General features: G+C 41.7%; 21 protein-coding genes. 17 read left to right on the top strand and 4 right to left on the bottom strand.

The annotated features are described in order from the left end of the window. Positions 1 to 124: 124 nt before the first annotated feature. Complete coding sequence (locus KQI87_RS14010) at positions 125 to 433, top strand: ArsR/SmtB family transcription factor (protein WP_081017038.1); 309 nt, start codon at positions 125 to 127, stop codon at positions 431 to 433. Positions 434 to 619: 186 nt separating this feature from the next. Further along, positions 620 to 1,564: a M14 family metallopeptidase gene (locus KQI87_RS14015; protein ID WP_216460666.1), complete on the top strand. Its 945-nt coding sequence runs from the start codon at positions 620 to 622 to the stop codon at positions 1,562 to 1,564. A gap of 354 nt (positions 1,565 to 1,918) precedes the next feature. On the opposite strand, the gene KQI87_RS14020 is transcribed toward KQI87_RS14015, so the two are convergent. Beyond that, positions 1,919 to 2,401, bottom strand: a complete 483-nt coding sequence (locus tag KQI87_RS14020; protein ID WP_216460667.1) for a DUF2284 domain-containing protein — start codon at positions 2,399 to 2,401, stop codon at positions 1,919 to 1,921. Between the two features lie 240 nt (positions 2,402 to 2,641). On the opposite strand from KQI87_RS14020, the gene KQI87_RS14025 reads away from it, so the two are divergent. Both KQI87_RS14025 and fucO read left to right on the top strand, forming a co-directional pair. Beyond that, entirely contained in the window at positions 2,642 to 3,214 is a 573-nt protein-coding gene (locus tag KQI87_RS14025; RefSeq protein ID WP_216460706.1) for a TetR/AcrR family transcriptional regulator, read from the top strand. Between the two features lie 221 nt (positions 3,215 to 3,435). Then, a complete protein-coding gene (gene fucO, locus KQI87_RS14030; protein ID WP_216460668.1) occupies positions 3,436 to 4,581 on the top strand; it encodes a lactaldehyde reductase in 1,146 nt (381 codons plus the stop codon). 103 nt (positions 4,582 to 4,684) lie between these two features. Here fucO and citX read toward each other — a convergent pair whose 3' ends face one another. Continuing rightward, a complete protein-coding gene (citX, locus tag KQI87_RS14035) occupies positions 4,685 to 5,206 on the bottom strand; it encodes a citrate lyase holo-[acyl-carrier protein] synthase (RefSeq protein WP_216460669.1) in 522 nt (173 codons plus the stop codon). A gap of 112 nt (positions 5,207 to 5,318) precedes the next feature. Then, positions 5,319 to 6,407 (bottom strand): [citrate (pro-3S)-lyase] ligase, encoded by a 1,089-nt coding sequence (gene citC / locus KQI87_RS14040; protein WP_216460670.1) that lies wholly within the window; start codon positions 6,405 to 6,407, stop codon positions 5,319 to 5,321. A gap of 534 nt (positions 6,408 to 6,941) precedes the next feature. On the opposite strand from citC, the gene KQI87_RS14045 reads away from it, so the two are divergent. From KQI87_RS14045 to KQI87_RS14095, 11 genes are all read left to right on the top strand, one after another. After that, positions 6,942 to 8,036: a hypothetical protein gene (locus tag KQI87_RS14045; protein ID WP_216460671.1), complete on the top strand. Its 1,095-nt coding sequence runs from the start codon at positions 6,942 to 6,944 to the stop codon at positions 8,034 to 8,036. Between the two features lie 145 nt (positions 8,037 to 8,181). Next, positions 8,182 to 9,522, top strand: a complete 1,341-nt coding sequence (locus tag KQI87_RS14050) for an MATE family efflux transporter (RefSeq protein ID WP_216460672.1) — start codon at positions 8,182 to 8,184, stop codon at positions 9,520 to 9,522. A gap of 240 nt (positions 9,523 to 9,762) precedes the next feature. Beyond that, the gene (locus tag KQI87_RS14055; protein ID WP_216460673.1) at positions 9,763 to 10,404 is read left to right on the top strand and encodes a GTP pyrophosphokinase; all 642 of its coding nucleotides are present in this window, start codon (positions 9,763 to 9,765) and stop codon (positions 10,402 to 10,404) included. Between the two features lie 137 nt (positions 10,405 to 10,541). Then, positions 10,542 to 12,215: a GGDEF domain-containing protein gene (locus tag KQI87_RS14060; RefSeq protein WP_216460674.1), complete on the top strand. Its 1,674-nt coding sequence runs from the start codon at positions 10,542 to 10,544 to the stop codon at positions 12,213 to 12,215. Next, positions 12,205 to 14,103: an EAL domain-containing protein gene (locus KQI87_RS14065; RefSeq protein WP_216460675.1), complete on the top strand. Its 1,899-nt coding sequence runs from the start codon at positions 12,205 to 12,207 to the stop codon at positions 14,101 to 14,103. The genes KQI87_RS14060 and KQI87_RS14065 overlap by 11 nt, the downstream gene beginning before the upstream one ends. 139 nt (positions 14,104 to 14,242) lie before the next feature. Then, the gene (sstT, locus tag KQI87_RS14070) at positions 14,243 to 15,469 is read left to right on the top strand and encodes a serine/threonine transporter SstT (protein ID WP_216460676.1); all 1,227 of its coding nucleotides are present in this window, start codon (positions 14,243 to 14,245) and stop codon (positions 15,467 to 15,469) included. Between the two features lie 103 nt (positions 15,470 to 15,572). After that, complete coding sequence (spoIIID, locus tag KQI87_RS14075) at positions 15,573 to 15,824, top strand: sporulation transcriptional regulator SpoIIID (RefSeq protein ID WP_055152517.1); 252 nt, start codon at positions 15,573 to 15,575, stop codon at positions 15,822 to 15,824. Between the two features lie 115 nt (positions 15,825 to 15,939). Next, positions 15,940 to 16,776: an alpha/beta hydrolase gene (locus KQI87_RS14080; RefSeq protein ID WP_216460677.1), complete on the top strand. Its 837-nt coding sequence runs from the start codon at positions 15,940 to 15,942 to the stop codon at positions 16,774 to 16,776. 338 nt (positions 16,777 to 17,114) lie between these two features. Further along, entirely contained in the window at positions 17,115 to 18,617 is a 1,503-nt protein-coding gene (locus tag KQI87_RS14085) for an alpha-N-arabinofuranosidase (protein ID WP_216460678.1), read from the top strand. 24 nt (positions 18,618 to 18,641) lie between these two features. After that, positions 18,642 to 18,914: a DUF6171 family protein gene (locus tag KQI87_RS14090; protein ID WP_216460679.1), complete on the top strand. Its 273-nt coding sequence runs from the start codon at positions 18,642 to 18,644 to the stop codon at positions 18,912 to 18,914. Continuing rightward, positions 18,911 to 20,839, top strand: a complete 1,929-nt coding sequence (locus KQI87_RS14095) for a glycoside hydrolase family 127 protein (protein ID WP_216460680.1) — start codon at positions 18,911 to 18,913, stop codon at positions 20,837 to 20,839. The genes KQI87_RS14090 and KQI87_RS14095 overlap by 4 nt, the downstream gene beginning before the upstream one ends. Before the next feature lie 95 nt (positions 20,840 to 20,934). On the opposite strand, the gene KQI87_RS14100 is transcribed toward KQI87_RS14095, so the two are convergent. Continuing rightward, positions 20,935 to 21,858, bottom strand: a complete 924-nt coding sequence (locus tag KQI87_RS14100) for an ArsR/SmtB family transcription factor (protein WP_216460681.1) — start codon at positions 21,856 to 21,858, stop codon at positions 20,935 to 20,937. Between the two features lie 187 nt (positions 21,859 to 22,045). On the opposite strand from KQI87_RS14100, the gene KQI87_RS14105 reads away from it, so the two are divergent. Together KQI87_RS14105 and KQI87_RS14110 are read left to right on the top strand one after the other, a co-directional pair. Further along, a complete protein-coding gene (locus tag KQI87_RS14105) occupies positions 22,046 to 23,002 on the top strand; it encodes a family 43 glycosylhydrolase (RefSeq protein ID WP_216460682.1) in 957 nt (318 codons plus the stop codon). Between the two features lie 44 nt (positions 23,003 to 23,046). Next, positions 23,047 to 24,621, top strand: coding sequence for a glycoside hydrolase family 43 protein (locus tag KQI87_RS14110; RefSeq protein ID WP_216460683.1), 1,575 nt, complete (start codon positions 23,047 to 23,049; stop codon positions 24,619 to 24,621). The last annotated feature ends 43 nt before the right edge of the window (positions 24,622 to 24,664 follow it).

Here is a 24,664-nt window from a genome sequence, read left to right on the forward strand (position 1 = left end):
AGGTACTGAACAGTTACAAAAATTTATAGAATAACAGACAGTTGCAGACAGGAAGGAAAATGGTGAAAGCGTGGAAAAACATAAAGACGAGGCTTGTGACTATTATGAAATTCATGAAGATTCAATGGAAATTATAAATAAAACAATGCCAGAAGAGACGGAACTTGAGGATTTGGCAGATTTGTTTAAGATTTTCGGAGATTCTACAAGAATCCGTATTCTGTTTGTGCTTTTCGAAACAGAGGTATGTGTATGCGACCTTGCGAAAGCACTGAATATGACACAGTCTGCAATTTCCCATCAGCTTAGAATCCTGAAGCAAAACAAACTGGTGAAGAACCGACGAGAGGGAAAGTCCATTTTTTATTCTCTGGCAGATGATCATGTGCGGACGATTATCAATCAGGGAAGAGAGCATATAGAAGAAAATTAATCCGATGTGAACGTATGGTAAAAGTAAAAAGCAGGGAGTTGATATTTCAAGTATTGGCTCCCTGTTTGAAAATATAAAAGTTTTATAGAACTAACTATTGAAAGTGGAATTTACAGAATGAAATAAGAGCCTGCCAGTGGATGATAAGATCTGGCAGAGATGGAATGAGTGGAAGGAGAAGATTTGATGCGAACATTACGAGTAGCAGACCTGGAAGCAAAACCGGGTGAGAAAGTATCAGGATTTGTGCACATCATCGGGGCAGAATTTGGAATTCCGGTAACACTGATCTGTGGAGAAAAAGAGGGGGAGACTGTTCTGATCTCCGGTGGGGTACATAATGCAGAATATGTAGGAATACAGGCTGCCATGCAGCTTGCAGACGAACTTGATCCGAAGAAGATCGCAGGAAATATCATTGTGATCCGTCTGATGAACAGAACCGGATTCGAGCACCGTACCATGAGTCTTACTTATGAGGATGGAAAAAATCTGAACAGAGTTTTCCCTGGAAATCCGAATGGTACACTCAGTGACAGAATCGCCTATACGGTTGTAACAGAATTTTTCCCGAAAGCAGATTACTATGTAGATCTGCACTGCGGTGATGGATTTGAGGGTTTGGTATCTTATGTATACTGTACAGGGGCAGCAGCACCGGAAGTAGCTGCAAAGAGTCGTGAGATGGCAGAGATTGCGCATGTAGATTATCTGGTAACTTCCATGTACGGAACAGGCGGAGCTTACAATTATGCCGGAAGCATGGGAATCCCAAGTATCCTTCTGGAACGTGGACACAGTTCCCGCTGGTGTGAAGACCTGGTCGCAGAAGATGTTCACGATGTGAAGAATATCCTCAGACATCTGGGAGTTCTTCGCGGAAAATCCCATATGCACGGCAAACCACCGGTAGAAGTAAGTCCTGTTATCTATGAGGATGCACCTGTATCAGGATGCTGGTACCCTGCGAAACAGCCGGGCGAGACATTCAAAGAAGGAGAAGTACTGGGAAGGATCTGTGATTATTTTGGACGCGAACTGTTTGTATACAGAGCCAAAATGGGCGGCATTATTCTTTACCAGACCATCAGTCTGTGTATTATGAAAGATATCCTATGGAACCTGGGATGAGGATACACAGGGTAAGATCGAGGTTGGATGTGAGGTGTGCGGGAATGCGAAACATAAGCATGGACACCATCATCATAAGTCAGATGACAAGCATCATAAACGGCATGAACATCATAAGCATCATGAGGATGAATAATATTTAAGTAAGACAGAAATAGGATTCAACCAACTTAAGTGGACAGTAAAGAAAATGAGTTTGTTAGTTCGACATAAGTATAAAGATAGAATATAAAAATACGGTTACGGTATATCTGTAAAGTAATTTCAGATACAGTGTAGCCGTATTTGTTTTTTTATAGCTTATGAAGCTGGCACATAAGGATAAAAGATTGTAAGAACTAAGCCAGATGGGAGTTAATCTTCATGAAACAGAATCTGTGTAAAGAATCTCACATCTGAATCATCCGCCCAACAGACCATACCTACTGCATCTGCCATTTTTTGTGCATCCACACTGTAGGCAGACATACAGGAACAATTCTTATACGGTCCTGCGCTCATGATCAGGACATCTTCTTTTCCATTTTCCTGCATCCATTTTGCAAGCTGTTCCGTAAGAATATTCTGAGCATGTTTTGCCTGTTTGAAAAGAACCGGGTCCATGACCGGATCTTTCAGGACAGTCTGGAGAACCAGTGCTTTCTCGTATTTTAATGCCTTCTCATGCATTTCTTCAACAGTACCGCAGGCAGGCGGACATGCTGGAACCAGATTATAATTTCCGCAGAGATTATCCTCACAGAACTGCCTGTACTCCGGTACAAATACCAGGTCTTTCGTATCCATGATCGCTGCATTTGCAAATCCCATGGAAAGTGCTTCCTTTATTAAATCCATAAAAAAGTCTCCCTTCTTAAGTTGGATTGTCTGTCTTCAATCTGTCATGATTATAACATTTTAAGATGAATAAAGACAGAGTCATGGAGATAAAAATACAGATTCTGAAATATACGTGTCATTGTACACGAAGTGAGCAGTAATATATATGCTTCAAACGGAGATCATGCTGGAAATACAGGATAGAAATTGGTATAATAAACGCATTAAGTTTTATCTGTGAGAGGGATTTGGATGGATATGATAAATGAAGCAGGTAAGGGAGAGAAAACGAAATATCGTCTTGCGCAGTCGATGAAAGAGTGTATGAAAACAACATCTGTAGATAATATTACGGTAAAACAGATCACAGAAAACTGTGGTGTTACCAGACAGACTTTCTATCGGAATTTTATGGACAAGTTTGATCTGATCAACTGGTATTTTGATAAGCTTCTGGTGAAATCTTTTGAGCACATGGGAATGGGAAAAACGGTTTATGATGCTCTGGTAAAGAAATTCACCTATATTCAGGAGGAGCATATTTTCTTTGCTGCGGCGTTTAAGTACGACAGCCAGAATAGTCTGCGTCAGCATGACTTTGAACTGATTTTGGCTTTCTATGAGAATCTGATCCGTGAGAAAACAGGAAGAATTCCGGATGAGACGATACATTGCATTCTGGAAATGTACTGCCAGAGTTCGATTTATATGACTGTAAAATGGGTACTGGGAGAACTGGAATGTACACCGGAGGGTCTGACAAAAATTCTGGTTGACGGTATGCCTGGGAAACTCTCGGAGTTGTTTGAAAAACTTGAAATATTGTCATAAACATAACAATATTAGTGCATAATTTTGCACCTGCTTTTTCGTAATTATTGCACAAATTTTGTAAGAAAGTTACACTTGAGTGAAAGTGTAACTTTCTTTTTTGAATTTATATTGTTAAGATAATAACAAAGATAAGCAATGCGGAAGCTTACCAAAGACAAAATAAATTGTATTCTGTGATACATCAATACTACAGAATACTGAAAGGAATGGAAATCATTATGGCAAACAGAATTAACTTAAATCAGACATCTTATCATGGAGCAGGAGCAATCGAGGAGATCGCAAACGAAGCAAAAGCACATGGCTTTAAGAAAGCTTTTGTATGTTCTGACCCTGATCTTGTAAAATTCCATGTAACAAGCAAAGTTACAGATATTCTTGAGAAGAACGGACTTGCATATGAACTGTATTCAGATATCAAACCAAATCCGACAATCGAGAACGTACAGCACGGTGTTCAGGCATTTAAAGATTCTGAAGCTGATTATCTGATCGCAATCGGCGGTGGTTCTTCCATGGATACTTCCAAAGCAATCGGTATCATTATTGCAAACCCTGAATTCGAAGATGTAAGAAGTCTGGAAGGTACAGCTCCGACTAAGAAACCTTGTGTACCGATCATCGCAGTTCCGACAACTGCAGGTACAGCAGCAGAGGTTACTATCAACTACGTTATCACTGATGTAGAAAGAAAACGTAAATTTGTATGCGTTGACCCACATGACATGCCAATCATCGCAATTATTGATCCGGAAATGATGTCCTCCATGCCAAAAGGACTGACAGCTTCCACAGGTATGGATGCCCTGACTCATGCAATCGAAGGTTACACAACAAAAGCTGCATGGGAAATGACAGATATGTTCCACTTAAAAGCAATCGAGCTGATCTCCAAATCTCTCCGCGGTGCTGTTGAAAACACCAAAGAAGGACGTGAAGGAATGGCTCTTGGACAGTACATCGCAGGTATGGGCTTCTCTAACGTAGGTCTTGGAATCGCTCATTCCATGGCTCATACACTTGGCGCTGTTTATGATACACCACATGGTGTTGCATGCGCTATGATGCTTCCGATCGTTATGGAATACAACCAGGAATGCACAGGTGAAAAATACTGTGAGATCGCCAGAGCAATGGGTGTCAAAGGTGTAGATGAAATGTCTCAGGATGAATACAGAAAAGCAGCAATCGAAGCTGTTAAGAAACTCTCTGTTGATGTAGGAATCCCGACTAAACTGGAAGCAATCAAAGAAGAAGACCTCCAGTTCCTGGCAGAATCCGCCCACGCAGATGCATGCGCACCAGGAAACCCGAAAGACGCAAGCGTAGAAGATCTGAAAGATCTGTTTCGTAAGATTATGTAATTTGACTCAACTGAAAGTTAAGCAAATATAAAAAAGCACGATTCATAACGGCAGATTTCCTGATTAGGAGAAACGTTGTGAATCGTGCTTTTTATTACCATAATTATTTTTCAGAAGAGAGATATTCCTGTATCTTTGAATCAATGAATTCCTGCATTTCCGGGACGCTGTGCCTGCGTCTGGATGCACATTCCTGTGCCTGGCAGTTGCAGATAAAGCATTTCCGGAATGTATTTCGTGACATTTTATTTCCGGCGGGATCAAGGACATCAATATCGAAAAGTCTGCCGATCGGATGGGTTTCTTCGATATGGGTCATGGCATCTTTGATACGTTTGCTGTCTTTACAGTCGACTGCAAGGATTAGTTCATTGCCTGTTTTTTCATTATGTTCTACAGATTCCAGAATTGCGATATGATTGTCTTCCAGGTATTGAAGAATATCGTGAACACCGCTGTGGAACACTTTTGTAATATCCTCGTTTGTCTTAATTGGACCAGGAATATTCATGCAGAAAGAAATAATAGTAGTGTGATATTTTTCCCGATACTCATCCTGTTTTCTGGCACGTCGTTCGCGGCAATTCAGCATATCTGTAAGTATTACGGTTTCTCCATGTAACATAAGCTATTTTCCTTTATTTTAACCAAATCAAGTAAATCCATTGCTTCAATTGCGAATATCTGCTTGACTTATGAGTAAGTAGCAAAGCGAATGATTTTATCCGCCTGACTTATCAGTAATGAATTACGTTTTCATGTTCCTGAATTTTTTTAATAATCTCGTCTGCTTCAGAACTTATAAAGAATTGGTATGTGGCTTCCGGAACGAGTGGTTTAATAGATTCAATTTTTCCATCATGGATCGCCTGCCGTACAGTCGAGGCGCTGATAGCAGTTCCGTCATGTTCCAGACGCGGTATAATAATACATTCAATATCTGATTTCGGCAGTTCCTCTGCCATAATCTGGTTGTAAATTCCTGTCACCTGACTGGTCGGTTCTTTGCCTACATATCTGCGGTTGATATGCAGTGTCTGTGCGATAGATTTAAAGATGGTAAGATCCAGCAAAGCATGTCCGGTGATAACAGAAGATTCGTCTTTTTGAAAATAACTTGGAAAGGTTGCATTGCTGATGATATAAGGACCGCTGTCATGATAGCAGATATTCGGCAAATGTGAAGTTGCTTCCATAATGAGCCTCTTACGTACAGAATATGGCACCAGACTTGCATCCTCACTGACCATAAACAGATGCAGAATATCATTTTCGGCGGCAGCCTTTTCTACCAGATATAAATGTCCGTGGGTGAATGGATTGGCATTCATGACAAGGGCGGCGATATTTTGAGTGTTCCGGGAATATTCTATATTATTATCAGAAGATGGAGTGTTTTTAGTACAGCTATTCTGGAGCTTTTTCAGATAATCAGAAAATCCAGTCCGCCTGTTTTCCATAAACACAAGCTGATCAGACACCCTTGCAATCTCCGAGAACCCAAGATCTCCGAAGAATTTCGCAGTATCGCATTTCGTATAAAGAAACAAATGCGTATTCCCGCGTTCAAACTGAATCTCGATCAGATGAGTTACAATCTCATTCATAAGCCCCTCGCCCTGATGCAGATGACTGACTGCCATACATCGCAGAGTATTACCGAAAAGACTGCCGGTGGCAATGATATTCATATCTTCATCATACATTCCACATGTATAATCCAGATTAGGATCTCTCCGGATACCTTCTTCTTGAAGCAGTTTCTCAATCTGAGTATTGGCAAAGCGGTCATTAGGATATATTTTTGCTATATTATAGTTCGACATAAGTTTTACTCCTGCAGATTTAATTCAAAATAAAAGTAGTATTTTCTGTAATTATAAGCAAAATTTTGTTAAACGTAAATGATGTAACTTATTCTAAAAAGGAATGTAAAAATAAGAAAATCCCTCGCAAACACGCTCTGGCCATTGCCTTTGCGGATCAGGATTTCCTCTTGTTACTGTTCACTGGTAATATCCCGCGAGGTGTTTTTTGTGAGCGAAGGTCACAGAAAACCCGAGACATACTGCGCGAATTTATGCGATTAGCATAAATTCTGTGCATCGCGAAGCGTGTTGCTGGGAACGGAGTGAACAGTAACTTCCTCTTTTCCCTTTGCATAATAAAACTGATTACAGGGTTGACAATAACAGGAGTTTAGCCTACTATTATCTCTAACAGGAGCTGGCTTTTGAAAATGGAAAAGCTGGCTGTTTTACTGATATGGTACATAGATACTGGAGGGTAGCTTACCGGACAGAGATAATTTTGTATGGGGATTGTCCGGAGACACATAAGAGAAGATGGAGGATAAATAAATGGAAAACTGGAATGATGTGAAACTTGTGCCGGAGTTTTCAGAGCAGGGCGTAGACTGTTATCGTCTGGAAGGCGGAAACTACGAGAACGAATATTATGTGGTTTCTGAAGCAGAGACGAGGAAGCTTCTGAATACACCGGAGGTAGTTGGATACGAGGTTTATCATTGCCTGATCCCGTCCACTTCTCAGATGCTTTATTACTTCAAGGAACAGAAGAAAGTTACAACTGCGAATATTCTTTCAATCCTGCGTGGCGCATTAAACTATCCGCTTGAAGAGAGCTGTTACAGAGAACACATCCGTGTTCACGATATCAGCTTCCTTTCCAGCGAGCGTGTGTTCAATGAGGATGAGATTGCAGGTCTGGAGATCAAATACAGCAAGCTGACAATGGTGCCGGACAGTACACTTCTGATCGGTGATATCATTGCAACAGGTGAGACTCTGATCCACTGTTTACGTTATGTGACAGATTTCTACAGAGAACATGGCGCAAGACTTCGCAATATTATTATCTTTACGATCGGTGGAACTACAGGAATTACGATCCTTGAACGTCTGACAAAAGAGATTCGTGAGTTCTGGCCGGAATTCGAGGGATTTATCACTGTATATTATGAAGGAATCTTCAGCACATATCAGGATAAAGGTGTATCCGGCATCAATCTCCCGGATGTAGACTTCTACTGGAAAGACGGCATCATTGCACCGGAATTCAGAAGAGAGACTTTATCTATGAGAAATCCTCTGTTTGAGAAATGTATCATTTATGATGGTGGTGCAAGACGTTATGAGATCCATGAGCATGTAGAGGAAGTTCTGGAATTCTGGAAAGAAATGCTGGCACGTGCAGACAAGATTGATTTCAAGGCATTACTGGATGAGAAACTTGGCTATGCGACACCGATCACATTTGAAGACTGGGTGAAAGCAAACCATTATGAAAAGATCAGCCCATCTGTAAATAAATGGTTATATAAACAGGAACAAGGTTATGTCCAGAGTATGCAGGATGTTACGTTGAAAGAGATTGCAGAGGAGAGAATCCAGGAATTTACAACTGCGTTAAAGAAATATATTCTTGGAAATTAAGCGAAGAAAAATTATTCGTTTAAAACAAGAACAGTCGAAATATTACGGGATTAATTTCAACGTAGTGTTTTGGCTGTTTTCTGCATATTCAGATAGCATTCAGGTTTTAGACAGAGCAATGGGAAAGGGGAGAGTATTTAGCCCTATGGAATACAATTTGACAGAGGGCAGCATTACAGGAAAACTGTTGAAGTTTGCATTCCCTCTTATGATAGGAAATCTTTTGCAGCAATGTTATAATATCGCGGACACGCTGATCGTAGGCCGCTTTTTGGGGGCAGATGCACTGGCAGCAGTGGGATCTGCCTATACTTTGATGGTGTTTCTTACTTCTATTATATTGGGGCTGTGTATGGGAAGCAGTGCTTTTTTCTCCATGCAGTATGGTGCTGGTGATACAGACAGGCTGAAGAAGAGTTTCTTTCTGTCTTTTGTGCTGATCGGAGCAATCACTTTGACTTTAAATCTGCTGGTAGTGTGGAAACTGAGGCTGATCATCCGGCTGCTACAGATCCCGGCGGAGATCCAAAGGTTGATGAGAGACTATCTCTGGATTATCTTTATGGGAATGGTGGCTACCTTTTTATATAATTACTTTGCAAATCTGCTCAGAGCAGTGGGAAATTCCGTAGTGCCATTGATGTTTCTGGCTTTTTCCGCAGTGTTGAATATTGTATTGGATCTGGTGTTTGTGCTGGTTTTCCATTGGGGAGTGAAAGGTGCGGCAGGCGCGACAGTTTTTTCCCAGTATGTTTCAGGCGTGGGGATCATGATCTATTATTATGTGAAATTCCCGCATTTGCGTGTGAATAAATGTCATATGAAATGGGATACTTCTATTCTGAAAGAGATTACAGGACTTTCTGTACTGACCTGTATGCAGCAGTCTATCATGAATCTGGGAATTTTGATGGTGCAGGGACTGGTCAACAGTTTCGGGACTGCGGTTATGGCAGCATTTGCGGCAGCAGTGAAGATAGATTCTTTTGCCTATATGCCGGTGCAGGATTTCGGAAATGCGTTCTCGACGTTTGTAGCGCAGAATTATGGTGCAGGAAAGAAAGACAGGATCAGACAGGGGACTGCAAGTGCTGTGAAGCTTTCCTGTGTGTTCTGTTTTGTAGTGAGTGCACTGGTATTTATCTTTGCAGCACCGCTTATGAGGATATTTATTGAGGCATCCAGACAGGATATTATTGAGATCGGGGTTGGGTATCTGCGTATTGAGGGAAGTTTTTATTTCGGAATTGGAATTCTGTTTCTGCTATACGGATATTACAGGGCGGTCAACAAACCTGCAATGTCAGTGGTGCTTACAGTGATTTCTCTTGGAACCCGAGTGGTGCTGGCATATGTGCTGTCTGCAGTTCCGGCTATTGGCGTGAAAGGAATCTGGGCGGCAGTGCCGATCGGATGGATTCTGGCTGATCTGACGGGATTGATCTATAGGAGAAGAATGCGTGTACATACAGGCGAAAATATCTGATATGGTGCATATTGGGCTGAATTTGTAAAAGAAATAGTATTGGTATAGTTTATAAAATGATTAGAATTGGAACATCAATTAAACACATTTTTCCTGTATGATAGAAATGTAATGGGGAAAAAAGCAGTTATTTTACAGCTTGAGTGTGGAAAAGCAGGGAAATTCACACAAAAATACGATATAAGAAACGTAAAGGACAAAAAAATAACTGCAGAGGGTATTTACAGGAGAAATGAAAATATGACAGATGAAGAATACTATGAATTTATACAGCCATACGAGGATGCCAAGCAAATGCTCCTTACCCGTCTGGATGTGCTGAATCACAACCTGTACGGGGAAGCATCTGCAAGGCCTATTCACAATATTCAATGCAGGATCAAGAAGAAACAGAGTATTGAAGAGAAATTACACCGAAAGGGAAAAGAACCTACGGTGATGAATGCGAAAGATTATCTGCAGGATATTGCCGGAGTCAGAGTGATCTGCTATTTTGTGGATGATATTTACAATCTGACAGAGATTCTGAAGAGTCAGGGCGATCTGATCGTGATCAAAGAGCGTGACTATATCGGCAGTCCCAAACCGAATGGATACCGAAGTTATCATGTGGTCGTGGGTGTGCCGGTATATTGTCTGGACGGAATGGAGTATTTTCCGGTGGAGATACAGTTTCGGACCATGTCCATGGATTTCTGGGCTAGCATGGAACACAGAATTTCATATAAAAAGAAACGGACAGATAAGGAACAGCTTCGTGATGAATTAAGAGAGTATGCAAATATGCTGGTAGAAATTGAGAGCCGGTTTGAACAGTATAATGAGACAGATCATCAACAGGAACGAATATCTGCCAGAACGAAAGGAGAGCCACCACTGTAAAAGGTGGAGGTTCTTCTTTTTTCGTGGATTAAACAGGGGGCTGGCTTGTTTTTTTGAGGATGGAATGTTAGTATAATATCAGTGATGTATAACGCTGTACCGTGTTGTAACGTTAGCTTTAAGAAGGAGAAAAAAAGTTGAAACATAACCAGAGAAAGAGAAACGAAAGTATAGAAATACTTTTGTTTATTATGGTACTGGCTGTTTTTGCCGCTGTTTTGGGAATTATGGCATTGGGAGAGAAATGGCAGCCAGTGAATGAAATCCGGCAGTTGTCATCTGGATGGTATTATTTCGATGACGGGAGGCGGACGGAGATCACACTTCCGAAGGAAATAAAGGCAGAAAATGAAAAGCCTCTGATATTGTATAATGATAATATTAATAGTTTTAATGCAGGCATGGTTATTACCACAAAAGGTGCAGAATATGATCTGAAGATCAGTCTGAATGGAGAGGTTCTCTATGAGTATCAGGATTCTGCTTTTGTAAGAAATGCACAGATGAAATCCAAACTGGATTGTGACGGAGAGATTCCGACAGATATTCGGAAAGGAACCCTGACGTTGACTTATTCTACACCGCAGCAGGGAAAATATAAGATTTCAGAAGTTTTTATTGGAAGTGGAAGTGCAGTGACTGCATGCCATGTATGGGATTCTGCATTGATCATAGGAATTGCAGCCTGCTTTATTGTTCTGAGTGTGATTTCTCTGCTGACAGCTGTTTATCTGAGATGCCGTCAGATGACAGATAACAGATTTCGGGATGTTGCCCTGTTTTTGCTTATTTGCGGAATATGGCTGATTACGGATTCTTCTGTAGTCCAGACATACAGCAGTCATCCGGATATGGTGTGCACGATATCTTTCTATATGTTTATGATGCTGGCAATACCGATGCTTCATTTTGCACAGAAGATTGGTAAATTGAAGAATGAGAGGATTCTGGATCTGGGAATCGTCATGTTTTATGTGAATGCATTTATCCAGGGACTTCTGAATTATTTTGATATTTTTGAATTTGTGGATATGTTGTTTGTGACACATATTCTTTTGTGGATGTGGGTACTGTTGTCAACATTTCTTCTCTGGAGAGAGTATAAGAAGAATCCTCAAAGAGATGTCCGCATTGTTATGATTGCATACTCCATCATATCTGCCAGTGGAATTCTGGCATTGCTTTTGTACTGGTTGTTTAAGATCTCTTATTATGGTGCAATATTTGAACTGGGAATTTTGCTGTTTTTAATTCTGATCATTGCAAATATGGTGATCAGTTTGGCCGAGAAAGTCCGTTACAGAACGGAGATGCAGGCATATGAACGTCTGGTAAGAGAAGACTGGATGACTGGAATGCAGAACAGAGAACCTTTTGAAAATATGATCGCAGAATTGCCGAAGACAGTAAATCAGTATAAAGATGTATTGTTGATCCTCATGGACATTAATCATCTGAGACGCATTAACAATGACTGTGGAAGAGTAGCAGGAGATGAGGTTGTTGTAGCAGCCGCCAGATGTATTGAGAATGCATTTGGATCGTTAGGCAAATGCTATCGCACAGGAGGAGATGAGTTTGCTGCAGTAGTATATGATCCAGATATGGACAAAGCGGCTTTGTCTGAACGATTGGATAAAGAAATCCGAAATTATAACAGAAACAGCAGATATCGTTTATCTATAGCTCGTGGATTCAGTTCGATCCGCGACGAAAAAGGAAATATTAAGACAACCGGAGAATGGAAATACGAGGCAGATACGAATATGTATCAGAATAAAGCAGAGGAGGGCAAAGCACATGAGGTATAATATTAACTTCCAGATATCGGCCTTAATTATCGTCGTGTTGCTTTTGCATCATTTTGTGACACGGAAAAAATTACATAATGCAAATACAAAGATATTTACTTATGTTCTTATCCTGAGTGGAATATATATTCTGTTTGATCTGATCAGTACACTGGCAATCATGAGTTATGAGCCAGCATGTGAGAATATGGCGCTTATAATACTTACAGTGGTTTATCTGTTTGATATTATGCTGCCTTATATTCTGTACTGCTGTGCGGTTGTTTCGCGGGGGCAGGGAAAGAAGATAGATGGGGTTTCTATGATCTGTACAGTTGTTACAGTGATCATGCTGATCCTTATGCTGATCAATCTGACCAGTGGATGGTTCTTTTATTTTGATCAAAGTACAGGCTATCATAGAGGCAGCGGCTATGTAATGCTTTATATTTATGCACTGCTATATATTGTTCTGGTTATCCATCAGACTCTGAAAAAAAGAGAAGATTTAAATGTTCATAAAATGGGGGTTCTGACTGAGATTGTGGTGATTGAAGGGTTGTGTATGGGTGTTGAATTGTATACACAGCACGTTATGCTCTCAGGATTTGGCCTGGCACTTGGTCTGGTATTTCTTTATCTCACTATGAATAATCCGGGAGATTTCATAGACAGTACCACAGGTGTTTTTGACAAGCAGTATTTTGATAACTGGATTCAGGAGAAACTGGACAAAAGGACAGAGTTTCATCTGATTGCCGTGGAGGCATTTATGCTGAAGCAGATCAATAAAGTTTATGGAAGCAGTGTAGGAGATCAGCTGCTGGTTCAGATCGCAAGGGAGCTACAGAATATCACGGGATCTGTACAGGTTTTCAGAACTACTGGTAATTGTTTCCTTGTGATCATGGATTCTCTTACTGAGTATGAGAGAAACAGACAGCAGATAGAAGAGTATTTCAGAGAACCGTTTATAGTTGACGGAGAGAAAATTGATTTTCCGGCAGTTATCTGTGGGATTATCAATAGTGAGAAAATGGAGCAGGAAGATGTATTGCTTGCTTATGTGGAATATCTGGTATCACTTGTGAAACATACAGATGAGACAGTGGTGATCCAGTCTGATGACAGGATTCTGGAAGGTTTCCGCTATGAGAAAGAAGTGGAACATTTTCTTAAGAATGCAGTAGAGAAAGATTTGTTTGAAGTTTATTATCAGCCAGTTTACTGGATAAAAGAGGAGCGCTATATTACGCTGGAGGCATTGAGCAGACTGAAGCATCCGAATATGGGAATGATCCCGCCAGATGTATTTATCGGCATTGCGGAGAGACAGGGACTGATCGCACAGATCGGACTTCTGCAGCTTCGAAGAGTGTGTCGTTTTATTAAAGAAAATGAACATATAATGGACAGTATCCGAAATGTAAAGTTCAATTTGTCGCCGTCGGAACTGCTGAAACCGGGACATAGTCAGGTACTTATTGATATCATAAAAGAATTCGGACTCTCTCCGGCATATTTTCAGTTTGAAATTACAGAAACTGTGGCAACGGAGTACAGTGAAAGTTTCTGCAAGGCAGTAGAGGATTTTCAGAATGCAGGAATTGGGCTATGTCTGGATGATTTCGGATCAGGATATGCAAATCTGAATGCCGTTTTGAAACTGCCATTTGATGTAGTAAAAATGGACCGTTCGCTTTTGACCGGAATTACCTGTGATGAACAGGCAGCGATTTTTTATCGCAGTATTGTAATGGTAATGCAGAATATGGGTTATATGATCGTAGCAGAAGGTGCTGAGACAGAGGAAGAAGTGAATCTGTTAAGGTCATGGGGCGTGGATATGGTACAGGGATATTACTTCTCCAGACCATTGCCGGAGAAAGAACTGTTGAAATTGTTTTAAGTGAATTGCCAAAATTACTTTTGTCAGGGGATGTTGTATTAGTAAGATAATGTAACATCCCCTTGCATATTCCAGGGAATTCCTTTATAATGTACCGTATCAGTGTTTTATCAAATTAAAGGGAAAGAGGAACAAAGAAATGAAGAAATTTTGGGAAAAATGGACAGAGATTGCTCTGGTAAAGAGAATTCTGGTTGGCCTGATCCTCGGTGCAATCCTTGGAATCGCAGTTCCGGGTGCAACAGGAATCTCAATCCTGGGAGATGTCTTTGTAAGCGCGTTAAAGGCTATCGCGCCATTACTGGTATTCTTCCTGGTTATCAGTTCTCTGTGTAATGCAGGAAAATCTCACGGAGGAGTTATCAAGACAGTTATCATTCTGTATATGTTCAGTACAGTGCTGGCAGCAGTGATCGCAGTATTTGCAAGTATGGCATTTCCTGTAGAGATGACACTTGCAAATGCAGCAACAGATACGAGTGCACCACAGGGTATCGCAGAAGTGTTAAATAATCTTCTTCTGAATGTAGTTGCCAATCCGGTATCTTCTCTGGTAAATGCAAACTACGTAGGTATTCTGATGTGGGCAGTCCTGTTGGGACTTGCATTCCGTGCAGCAGATAAAATGACAAAGGAAGTTCTGGCTGATGTTGCAGATGGAATTTCCATGGTCGTAACATGGATCATCAATCTTGCACCTGTCGGAATCTTTGGTCTTGTATTTAATACAGTATCTACAAACGGTCTGGAGATTTTTACAACTTATGGAAAACTGCTTCTTCTGCTTGTTGGATGTATGTTGTTTATCTATTTTGTAACAAACCCGATCCTGGTTTACTGGTGTATTCGCCAGAATCCATATCCGCTGATCTTCCATTGCCTGAAGAGAAGTGCGCTGACAGCATTCTTTACCAGAAGTTCCGCAGCGAATATTCCGGTAAATATGAAAGTCTGCGAAGAGATGGGACTGGACAGAGATACTTATTCCGTAACTATTCCACTTGGTGCGACAATTAACATGGATGGTGCGGCTATCACCATTACAGTTATGACAATGGCAACTGCATTTACGCTTGGTATTCATGTAGATATCCCGACAGCGATCATTCTGAGTTTACTTGCTGCTCTGTCAGCATGTGGTGCTTCCGGTGTAGCTGGTGGATCACTTCTTCTGATCCCGATGGCATGTTCCCTGTTCGGAATCTCCGATGACATTTCCATGCAGGTTGTTGCAGTTGGTTTCATCATCGGTGTTATTCAGGACTCCGTAGAAACAGCCCTGAACTCCTCTTCAGACCTCCTGTTATCTGCTTCAGCAGAATTCAGACAGTGGAGACTGGAAGGGAAAGAGATTAAATTTAAATAAGTTTAGAGAATCTTGCAAGCAGGATTTTTCTTGTGAGAGATTGCCTCATATATGATATTTCTTGTGCATACACTGTAAAAACAGCGTCTTCGGAGGCTTATCCGTGAAAGATTATATCGAGGAGCGGGCAGTGGAAATTGCAAATTATATTATTGAGACAAAGGCAACGGTGCGTCAGGCAGCTAAGAAATTCGGAATTAGTAAGAGTACGGTACATAAAGACTGCACTGACCGTCTCAGCCAGCTCAATCCGGGTCTTGCATGTGAAGTGAGACAGGTTCTTGATGTGAACAAGCAGGAACGGCATATCAGGGGCGGGCTCGCTACCAGAGAAAAATATTTACATCAGCATTAAACATAAAAAGAGGCTATTGTCGTATGCGGCAGTAGCTTTTTTTATGCAATTTTTGTATAATAAATTCAGACATTTTATGATTTTTTGTTTTTGTATGCATAAGGAGGACAAGAAGATGGCATTAATAGAAGTGAACTTCTTTTCAAAAGCACTGATGCGCCCGGTAACAATGAATGTGATCCTGCCGGCAGATAAAGTGTTTTTTGAGGAGGAAACAGAGGAAGACAACAAACCATTTAAGACTCTGTATCTGCTTCACGGGGTAATGGGAAATTATACAGACTGGGTAACTGGAACATGTATTAAGAGATGGGCAGAGGAGAAGAATCTGGCGGTAGTGATGCCATCCGGAGCAAATATGTTCTATCTGGATCATCCGAACGTGAACGAAAATTACAGTGAATTTATCGGAAAAGAGCTGGTAAAGATTACACGAAGAATGTTCCCGTTGTCACATAAAAAAGAAGATACTTTCATCGCCGGATTATCCATGGGAGGATATGGCGCGATCCGAAATGGTCTGAAATATCATGACACATTCGGATATATCGCAGGTCTTTCCTCTGCCATGATCCTTGAGAAAATGGATGTAGCAGATGACAGTTCCCCGATGTTCTTTGAGAAAAAGAGTTTTTTGGAAGGTGTATTTGGAGATCTGTCACAGATCAAAGACTGCGAGATCAATCCGGAATGGATCGCGGAAAATATGAAAAAAGACGGAATTCCATTTCCACATATGTATCTTGCTTGCGGACTGGATGATCCGCTTCTTCCTCCAAACCGTAAGTTCAGAGATACGATGCGTGAACTTGGAGTAGATGTAACTTACGAAGAAGGCCCGGGAGCACATGAGTGGGATTTCTGGAACCGCTATATTAAGAAAGTTCTGGACTGGCTGCCGCTGGATAAAGACAGCAAAGAAGGGCTGAACAGTGGAAATGTAGGATTGTAAAATCTGACTGGACCGAGAGAGTCACAATAGATTGAGATGAAATCTGTTGTGGCTCTTTTTATGTGTTATAGAAAATTACTCCGTAATGTTCCTATAATTATAAGGTTCTCTGGGCAGGAGCGCATTGTAGCAGAAAAGAATTTCATCGCAGAAGTAACTCGCTGCAGATGAAGAATCCTGTTTGCAGGATACTTTTTACACAAAATTACTATAACAATTTTACAGAAAACATATTGAATATCATATAGAAGTTGTGTATAATGAAACCACAAAATAAAGTATATTATTTTAGATAAAAGTAAAATAAAAACCAAAAATCACCAACTATGGAGGTAAAAATGACTAATCTTGTAATCAATCCATCAAAGAAGCAGAGCAAAATCAACAAAGAGATCTACGGACATTTCTCAGAGCATCTGGGAAGATGTATCTATGAAGGAATCTATGTAGGCGAAGATTCCCCGATCCCGAATAAGAACGGAATGCGTACAGACGTAGTAGAAGCACTGAAGCATATCAGGATTCCGGTACTTCGCTGGCCGGGTGGATGTTTCGCAGATGAATACCACTGGAAAGATGGTATCGGTCCGAAAGAAACACGTAAGAAAATGATCAACACACACTGGGGCGGTGTTGTAGAAGACAACAGCTTTGGTACACATGAATTCTTTGAACTCTGTGAGCAGCTTGGATGCGAAGCATATGTCAACGGAAACCTGGGAAGCGGAACTGTACAGGAAATGTCTGAGTGGGTTGAGTACATTACATTTGAAGGCGTTTCTCCGATGGCTGACCTCCGTAAGAAAAACGGACATGAGAAACCATGGAAATTGGATTTCTTTGGTGTAGGTAATGAGAACTGGGGCTGCGGTGGAAACATGAATCCTGATTTCTACGCAAACGAATACCGTCGTTACCAGACTTATGTCCGCAACTATCATCCGGATCATCTGGTTCAGAAGATCTGCTGTGGTGCAAACGTAGATGATTATGAATGGACATCTGAAGTATTAAAGACAACACATAACCACTGCCTGAAAGAACTTCACGGAAACATGGACGGACTTTCCCTTCATTATTATGTACATCCGGAAGGATGGGAGATCAAGGGAAGTGCTACAGATTTCGATGATAAAGTATGGTATAAGAGTCTGAACAAAGCACTCTTCATGGAAACTCTGATCGAGCGCCATGGACACATCATGGACGAATATGATCCTGAGAAAAAGATTGGTATGATCGTTGACGAGTGGGGCGCATGGTATACAGTGGAACCAGGCACAAACCCTGGCTTCCTGTATCAGCAGAACACAATGAGAGATGCCCTGATCGCAGGTATCACTCTGAATATCTTTAACAAACACAGTGACAGAGTAAAGATGGCAAACCTTGCGCAGATCGTAAATGTGCTTCAGTCCGTTATCCTTACAGATGGTGCTGATATGATCCTGACACCAACCTATCATGTATTTGATATGTACAAATATCATCAGGATGCAATGCTTGTAGACAGTTCTATCGAAACAGAAACCATCGGTGTGGAAGAAGAGTGGCAGGTACCGAACCTGACAGAATCTGTATCTGTAGCAGAAGATGGAGCTGTACATATCACATTGACAAACCTGTCTCTGGATAAAGATTATGAGATCAGAACTATCCTTACAGACTATCAGGTAAATGAAGTCAAAGGTGAGATCGTACACGGCGAAATGCATGAAATGAACACCTTCGAAACACCGGACCAGGTACGTGTAAAAGAATTTAACGAAGTAGAAAAAACAGCAGAAGGAATCAGATTCACAATTCCTAAATGCAGTGTTCTTCATCTGGAAGTAAGATAATTACGGGTAAAAAAGGAGTATGATATGAACGGGAAGCTGCGTGTGTGCAGAAAATGTCTGCCCGGACAGAATAATGAAGAGGCTTTTTACGAGGATCTGTCACGCTACATTCAGCGCATGGATGAGGATCTGAAAGTAGACCAGCAGACTTACGAAAAAAGGCTTAACATATGCAGCACCTGTGACCGCTTAATGAATGGGATGTGCAGACTCTGCGGATGCTTTGTAGAACTGCGGGCTGTACAGAAGGTGCGAAAATGTCCGGATCTTCCGGCAAAATGGGAGGCGCAGAAATGAAAGACGGTTTAAAAGAAGGGTTATTAAACAAGGTAAAAGTGACCGATAAATTCTGGCACGGATACCAGGAACTGGTAATGGATACAGTTATTCCTTATCAGGAGAAAATACTAAATGATGAGATTCCGGGAGTAGAGAAAAGCCATGCACTGGCAAACTTCCGTATTGCAGCAGGACTGGAAGAGGGCGAGTTTTATGGCATGGTTTTCCAGGACAGTGATGTTGCCAAATGGCTGGAAGGTGTGGCATATGCATTGAAAGTCCGTCCAGACCCGGAGCTGGAAGAACGGGCAGATAAGGTTATTGAGATCATTGAAAAAGCACAGCAGGATGATGGCTATCTGAATACATTTTTTACTATCAAAGAGCCGGAACACCGTTGGCAGAATTTACAGGAATGCCATGAATTATACTGTGCCGGACATATGATGGAGGCAGCAGCCGCTTACTATGAAGTGACAGGAAAAGACCGTCTGCTTCATGTGATGGAGCGTATGGCAGAACATATCGAGAAACGTTTCGGAACAGAAGAAGGCAAAGAACCGGGCATCCCGGGACATCAGGAAATTGAGCTGGGGCTTCTGCGTCTCTATGAAGTAACCGGAAAAGAAAACTACAAAGATCTTGCCAGATATTTCATCGAACAGCGTGGAAAAGATCCGGATTACTTTGTCAAAGAAAAAGAAAAAAGAGGCTGGGTTCACTTCGATATGGATGTGAATAACAGAGAATACAATCAGGCACATGCTACTGTCTATGAGCAGAAAGAAGCAGTAGGACATAGTGTCCGTGCAGTTTATATGTATACTGCCATGGCAGAACTGGCTTCTCTTTACAAAGATGAAAAACTCTATCAGGCATGCTGTGATCTCTGGGAGAACATGACTCAGAAGAGAATGTATATCACCGGAGGAATCGGCAGTACCGTAGACGGAGAAGCATTTACCATTGATTATGATCTGCCGAATGACACCGTTTATGCGGAAACCTGCGCATCTATCGGATTGGTATTTTTTGCAAGAAAGATGCTTGATAATGTGATGGATGGACGTTATGCAGATGTGATGGAACGTGCACTTTATAATGGAATCATCAGCGGAATGCAGCTTGACGGAAAGCGGTTTTTCTATGTGAATCCACTGGAAACAGAACCTGGAGTCAGCGGGAAATTATACGGATATAAGCATGTTCTGCCGGAGCGTCCGGGCTGGTATACATGTGCATGCTGTCCTCCCAATGTAGTCCGTCTGCTGATGTCTCTTGGTAAATATCTGTGGAGTGAGACAGAAGATGGGGTTTATTCTCATATCCCGGCAGGCACAGAAGCACACTTTGATAAGATGGATGTAACTGTAGAGAGCAACTATCCGTGGGATGGCAGAGTGACCTATCATATAACCGGAAAAACAGAGGAAGAGACTATCCTGGGAATCCATATCCCATCCTGGGTACGCCCGGGTTCTGTTCAGGTGCGTATAAATGGAAAAGTGAAAGATATCACGACAGATGTGGAAAAGGGATATCTGATCCTTAAGAGAGTGTGGGAAAATGATGAAGTAGAACTTGTTTTCCCGATGAAGATCCGCAAGATTTATGCAAACCTTAAAGTAAGAGAAGATGCTGGCTGTGTAGCGTTTATGCGCGGGCCGATGGTTTATTGTTTCGAGGGTGTGGATAATCTGGGTCTGCTTCAGTCTTACCACATCTTTGAAGATGCAAAGATGGAAGAGGAAGTCTGCAAAGAGGGCCTGCTGGAAGGCTGCGTCCTGCTTAAGATCAAAGCACGTAAGCTGGAAACAGTGGGAGATTCTCTGTACAGTGAAGTTGCACCGGTGAGAACGCTGACAACACTGACAGCAGTGCCGTATTACACATGGGGCAACCGCGGAGAAAATCAGATGAGAGTCTGGATGCGCGGAGAATAATCGGAGAATCAGATGAAATATAAAACAAAAGCAAGGAATTATGTGGCAAAACACATGGGTTCCTTGCTTTTGCTGTTTTCAGATATTCTGTAAAATTATACATTTGGAGTATAATGCACTTTCACATTAATATCCTGATTATAGTTTCCGAAATCTTTTCCGAAGAGTGTCAGACCGCCAATATTCAGAGATGGTTCATCCACCTGGAAACGGAATACCATATCATCCTGAGAGGTAAAAGTGAGCTGCTGTGTATTCACATCAGAAATCTTTAATCCATCGATAAAAGTACCATGACGGTCAATGACAAGCATCTTCAGCAGCCCATACTGATTCCAGTTCGGGAACCACCAGTCAGGAGTGAACATACCGTGGACATCACCGAAATCTCCGGGGCTTGTCCAGGTTCCGACCTTTGTATTGTTCAGGAAAAAGGAAATATCAGAAGGCCAGTCACTGTTGACTCCGGGAGCTTCTGAGCTGATCTCAAAGGAGAGTGTCAGACGATCGATCTTCTGTCCCGGAGGGAGCATATTTGGAATGCGGTAATCAATAAATCCCCGTCCAAACCATAAAATCTTTGCATCTACATGGCTCGGATGAGCAAAATAACGAGGATCATCTACCTCACCGATGAGATTATCGGTAGTAGACAGTCCACAGGTCGGATAAACAGAATAATTAAAGTAGTTGCCGATCGGAATGTCAATAGAGTAACTGTCTTCAGCCGGGCTGTCATTGTTAGATGCAATATCAACCAGAATCTTGTCAACATTAATGCGACAGACCTTTTGGTTTCCGTGGCCGGAATGCTCTGGAAGAATTGCGAGAATTCCAGATTCTTCGAGTTTCTTTACATGGCTGGTCAGGGCACCGTTGGTAATCCCCAGACTGGAAGCCAGTTCATTCATATTCATTTCCTGATGCTCAAGGAGAGTCTGGATCAGCCGTATGCGGATGTCAGAACCAAGAGCTTTGAAGACAGGGACCGCCTGCTCCAGACTTTTAATATATAACATAACGGATTTCCCTTTCTGTTAAAAATGATTTTGCAACGTTTACGGTAAATTATAACGAATCTGCAAAAAATGTGCAACGAAAAGAAAAAAATATAGTTGATATTTTCTGAAAAATGCAGTACAATTTTAAATACATAAAAAATAATTTATATAAATCTAAAATAAAAAGCGAACAGGAGGACATACAATGAGTGAAGAACTTAAGTACAATGAGCCATGGATTCTGCAGAGAGCAGATCCATATGTTTACCGCCACACAGATGGAAACTATTATTTTACAGCATCCATACCGGCCTATGACCGGATTGTGCTGAGAAGAAGCGAAACTCTGGCAGGACTGAAAGATGCGGAAGAAGTGACAGTCTGGGAGAAACACAAAGAAGGAATCATGAGCGAACATATCTGGGCGCCGGAGCTTCATTATCTGGATGGTAAATGGTATATCTATTTTGCAGGCGGGGACAAAGATGATGTCTGGGCAATCCGCCCATATGTGTTGGAATGTGCAGATACAGATCCGCTTACAGGAGTCTGGACAGAGAAAGGTAAGATGGGACGTGCGGATGCAGATGAATTTTCTTTTGAAGCTTTCTCTCTGGATGCAACAGTATTTGAAAACAAGGGAAAACATTACTATGTATGGGCTGAGAAGGTAGGAGTCGGCAAACAGATTTCCAACCTTTATATTGGTGAAATGGAAACTCCGTATAAACTGAAAACCGTTCAGGTACTTCTTACTTCGCCGGATTATGACTGGGAAAGAGTTGGGTTCTGGGTGAATGAAGGACCGGCAGTCATTCATCATGACGGCAGGATTTATCTTACTTATTCTGCATCTGAGACAGGCGCTGCATACTGCATGGGAATGCTTGCAGCAGATGAAGATTCTGATCTTCTTGACCCGAAATCCTGGACAAAAGAACGTTATCCGGTTCTTCGTACAGATGAGTCCAGAGGAATCTATGGACCGGGGCATAATTCCTTTACTGAAGACGAAGAAGGAAACCCGATCATGGTTTATCATGCGAGAACAGAAGCAGAGATTGAAGGGAATCCGCTGTACAATCCAAACCGTCATGCCATGCTGATGAAAATCCGCTGGGATGAAAAAACAGGCGCACCGATATTTTCTTACGAAGATTAACGAAACCTGAGATGGGATAATATTTGGAAAACAGGAGAACTGGTATGAGAAAAAAATGGGGAATAATTCTGGGGCTGACAGGAATGATGCTTCTCGGATCACAGAGTATATATGCTGCGGAAGCTGCTGATGGCACAGCAGAGACAACAGATGTGGCAAACGAAAAAGAAACAGCAGGCACAGATGATATTGAGAGCCGGATTAAGAAAGGCGGATTCACTGCCGGAGTTTCTGTGCATGATCCATCTGTCATCAAAGACAATGACACTTACTATATCTTTGGCTCCCATATGGAATCTGCGAAGTCCACAGATCTGAGAAACTGGACCGGTTTTTCCTCCGGGGTCAACGCAGAGAATAAGCTGTTTGACAATCTTTTTGACGGAGAAGAAGACGGCGATCCGGCAGCGTTTACTTATGTAGGAAAGAACGAAGAAGGTGGTTATTCCGTGTGGGCGCCGGATGTCATCTATAACAAAAAAATGGGAAAATATGTGATGTATTTCTGCACCACATCCTCTTATGTGAAATCCAATATCTGCTTTGCAACAGCAGACGACATTGAAGGTCCGTATCACTATGAGGATACATTCCTGTACTCTGGTTATAGCTATCATGATGTTAAGGAAAGTAATATCGAAGAACTGATGGGAACAGACCCGAGGCCATATACAGCAGCGTCTTATGACAACAATAACTGGCCAAACTGTATTGACCCGGATGTTTTTTATGATGAAGACGGGCGTATGTGGATGGTCTATGGCTCCTGGTCCGGTGGTATTTTTCTGATTGAGATTGATGAAGAGACAGGCTATCCGATTTATCCGGAAGCAGACGAAGCAAATCATGTGGACAGTTATTATGGCAAGAAACTTCTCGGTGGTTATCACAACTCCATCGAAGGCCCGCATATTATGTATGATGAGACCAGTGGATATTATTATCTGTTTTTGTCCTATGGAAATCTGCAGGCAAAAGGAGGTTATCAGATGCGTCTTTTCCGCTGTGATACTGTGGACGGAACTTATACAGATGCAGCAGGAAAGGATATGTATTTATTTGTGGAGCATAAGGATCATGGACTGAAAATGATGGGAAATTATACATTCCCAAGTCTTACCCAGACCTATATGGCACCAGGCGGTCAGACTGCATTTGAAGATGAAGATGGTAAATTATATCTGGTCTATCATCAGCGTTTTGCTAAAACCGGAGAACTTCATGAGCCTCGTGTACATCAGTTGTTCCGCACAAAAGACGGATGGCTGGTTGCTGCGCCATTTGCCACAGACGGCGAGACATTGAAAGAGGATGGATATTCCGGAGATGAAATCCAGGGTACTTTTTATCTGGTAAATCATGGTACGGATATTTCGGACAAGGTACATAAACCGCAGAGGATTCAGCTTAATGCAGACGGAACAGTTACCGGAGAAGAACTGGAAGGTGCATGGGAAGCAGAAGAAGGCACACCATATATTGATGTGACTCTCGGTGAAAAAACTTATACAGGAGTTGTCCTGGAAATGACCGATGAGGCAGGCAATGATACGATGTGCTTCAGCGCTAAGGGGGACAATAATGAAACCATATGGGGCGTAAAATATCTGTTGCCATAAATGATTGTGGGAGTATCCGGGCAGTATATAGATCTGAAGTCAG

The organism is Blautia sp. MSJ-9, assembly GCF_018919065.1.
GTDB lineage: Bacteria > Bacillota > Clostridia > Lachnospirales > Lachnospiraceae > Blautia_A.

Bases quoted from the DNA above. Each gene is read 5' to 3' on its own strand.
- KQI87_RS14050 (WP_216460672.1), top strand. From the start codon at position 8,182: ATGGAATACAATTTGACAGAGGGCAGCATTACAGGAAAACTGTTGAAG.
- citX (WP_216460669.1), bottom strand. From the start codon at position 5,206: ATGTTACATGGAGAAACCGTAATACTTACAGATATGCTGAATTGCCGC.
- KQI87_RS14015 (WP_216460666.1), top strand. From the start codon at position 620: ATGCGAACATTACGAGTAGCAGACCTGGAAGCAAAACCGGGTGAGAAA.
- KQI87_RS14045 (WP_216460671.1), top strand. From the start codon at position 6,942: ATGGAAAACTGGAATGATGTGAAACTTGTGCCGGAGTTTTCAGAGCAG.
- citC (WP_216460670.1), bottom strand. From the start codon at position 6,407: ATGTCGAACTATAATATAGCAAAAATATATCCTAATGACCGCTTTGCC.
- KQI87_RS14090 (WP_216460679.1), top strand. From the start codon at position 18,642: ATGAACGGGAAGCTGCGTGTGTGCAGAAAATGTCTGCCCGGACAGAAT.
- KQI87_RS14085 (WP_216460678.1), top strand. From the start codon at position 17,115: ATGACTAATCTTGTAATCAATCCATCAAAGAAGCAGAGCAAAATCAAC.
- KQI87_RS14025 (WP_216460706.1), top strand. From the start codon at position 2,642: ATGATAAATGAAGCAGGTAAGGGAGAGAAAACGAAATATCGTCTTGCG.
- fucO (WP_216460668.1), top strand. From the start codon at position 3,436: ATGGCAAACAGAATTAACTTAAATCAGACATCTTATCATGGAGCAGGA.
- KQI87_RS14010 (WP_081017038.1), top strand. From the start codon at position 125: ATGGAAATTATAAATAAAACAATGCCAGAAGAGACGGAACTTGAGGAT.
- KQI87_RS14055 (WP_216460673.1), top strand. From the start codon at position 9,763: ATGACAGATGAAGAATACTATGAATTTATACAGCCATACGAGGATGCC.
- sstT (WP_216460676.1), top strand. From the start codon at position 14,243: ATGAAGAAATTTTGGGAAAAATGGACAGAGATTGCTCTGGTAAAGAGA.
- KQI87_RS14080 (WP_216460677.1), top strand. From the start codon at position 15,940: ATGGCATTAATAGAAGTGAACTTCTTTTCAAAAGCACTGATGCGCCCG.
- KQI87_RS14105 (WP_216460682.1), top strand. From the start codon at position 22,046: ATGAGTGAAGAACTTAAGTACAATGAGCCATGGATTCTGCAGAGAGCA.
- KQI87_RS14020 (WP_216460667.1), bottom strand. From the start codon at position 2,401: ATGGATTTAATAAAGGAAGCACTTTCCATGGGATTTGCAAATGCAGCG.
- KQI87_RS14065 (WP_216460675.1), top strand. From the start codon at position 12,205: ATGAGGTATAATATTAACTTCCAGATATCGGCCTTAATTATCGTCGTG.
- KQI87_RS14100 (WP_216460681.1), bottom strand. From the start codon at position 21,858: ATGTTATATATTAAAAGTCTGGAGCAGGCGGTCCCTGTCTTCAAAGCT.
- KQI87_RS14095 (WP_216460680.1), top strand. From the start codon at position 18,911: ATGAAAGACGGTTTAAAAGAAGGGTTATTAAACAAGGTAAAAGTGACC.
- KQI87_RS14110 (WP_216460683.1), top strand. From the start codon at position 23,047: ATGAGAAAAAAATGGGGAATAATTCTGGGGCTGACAGGAATGATGCTT.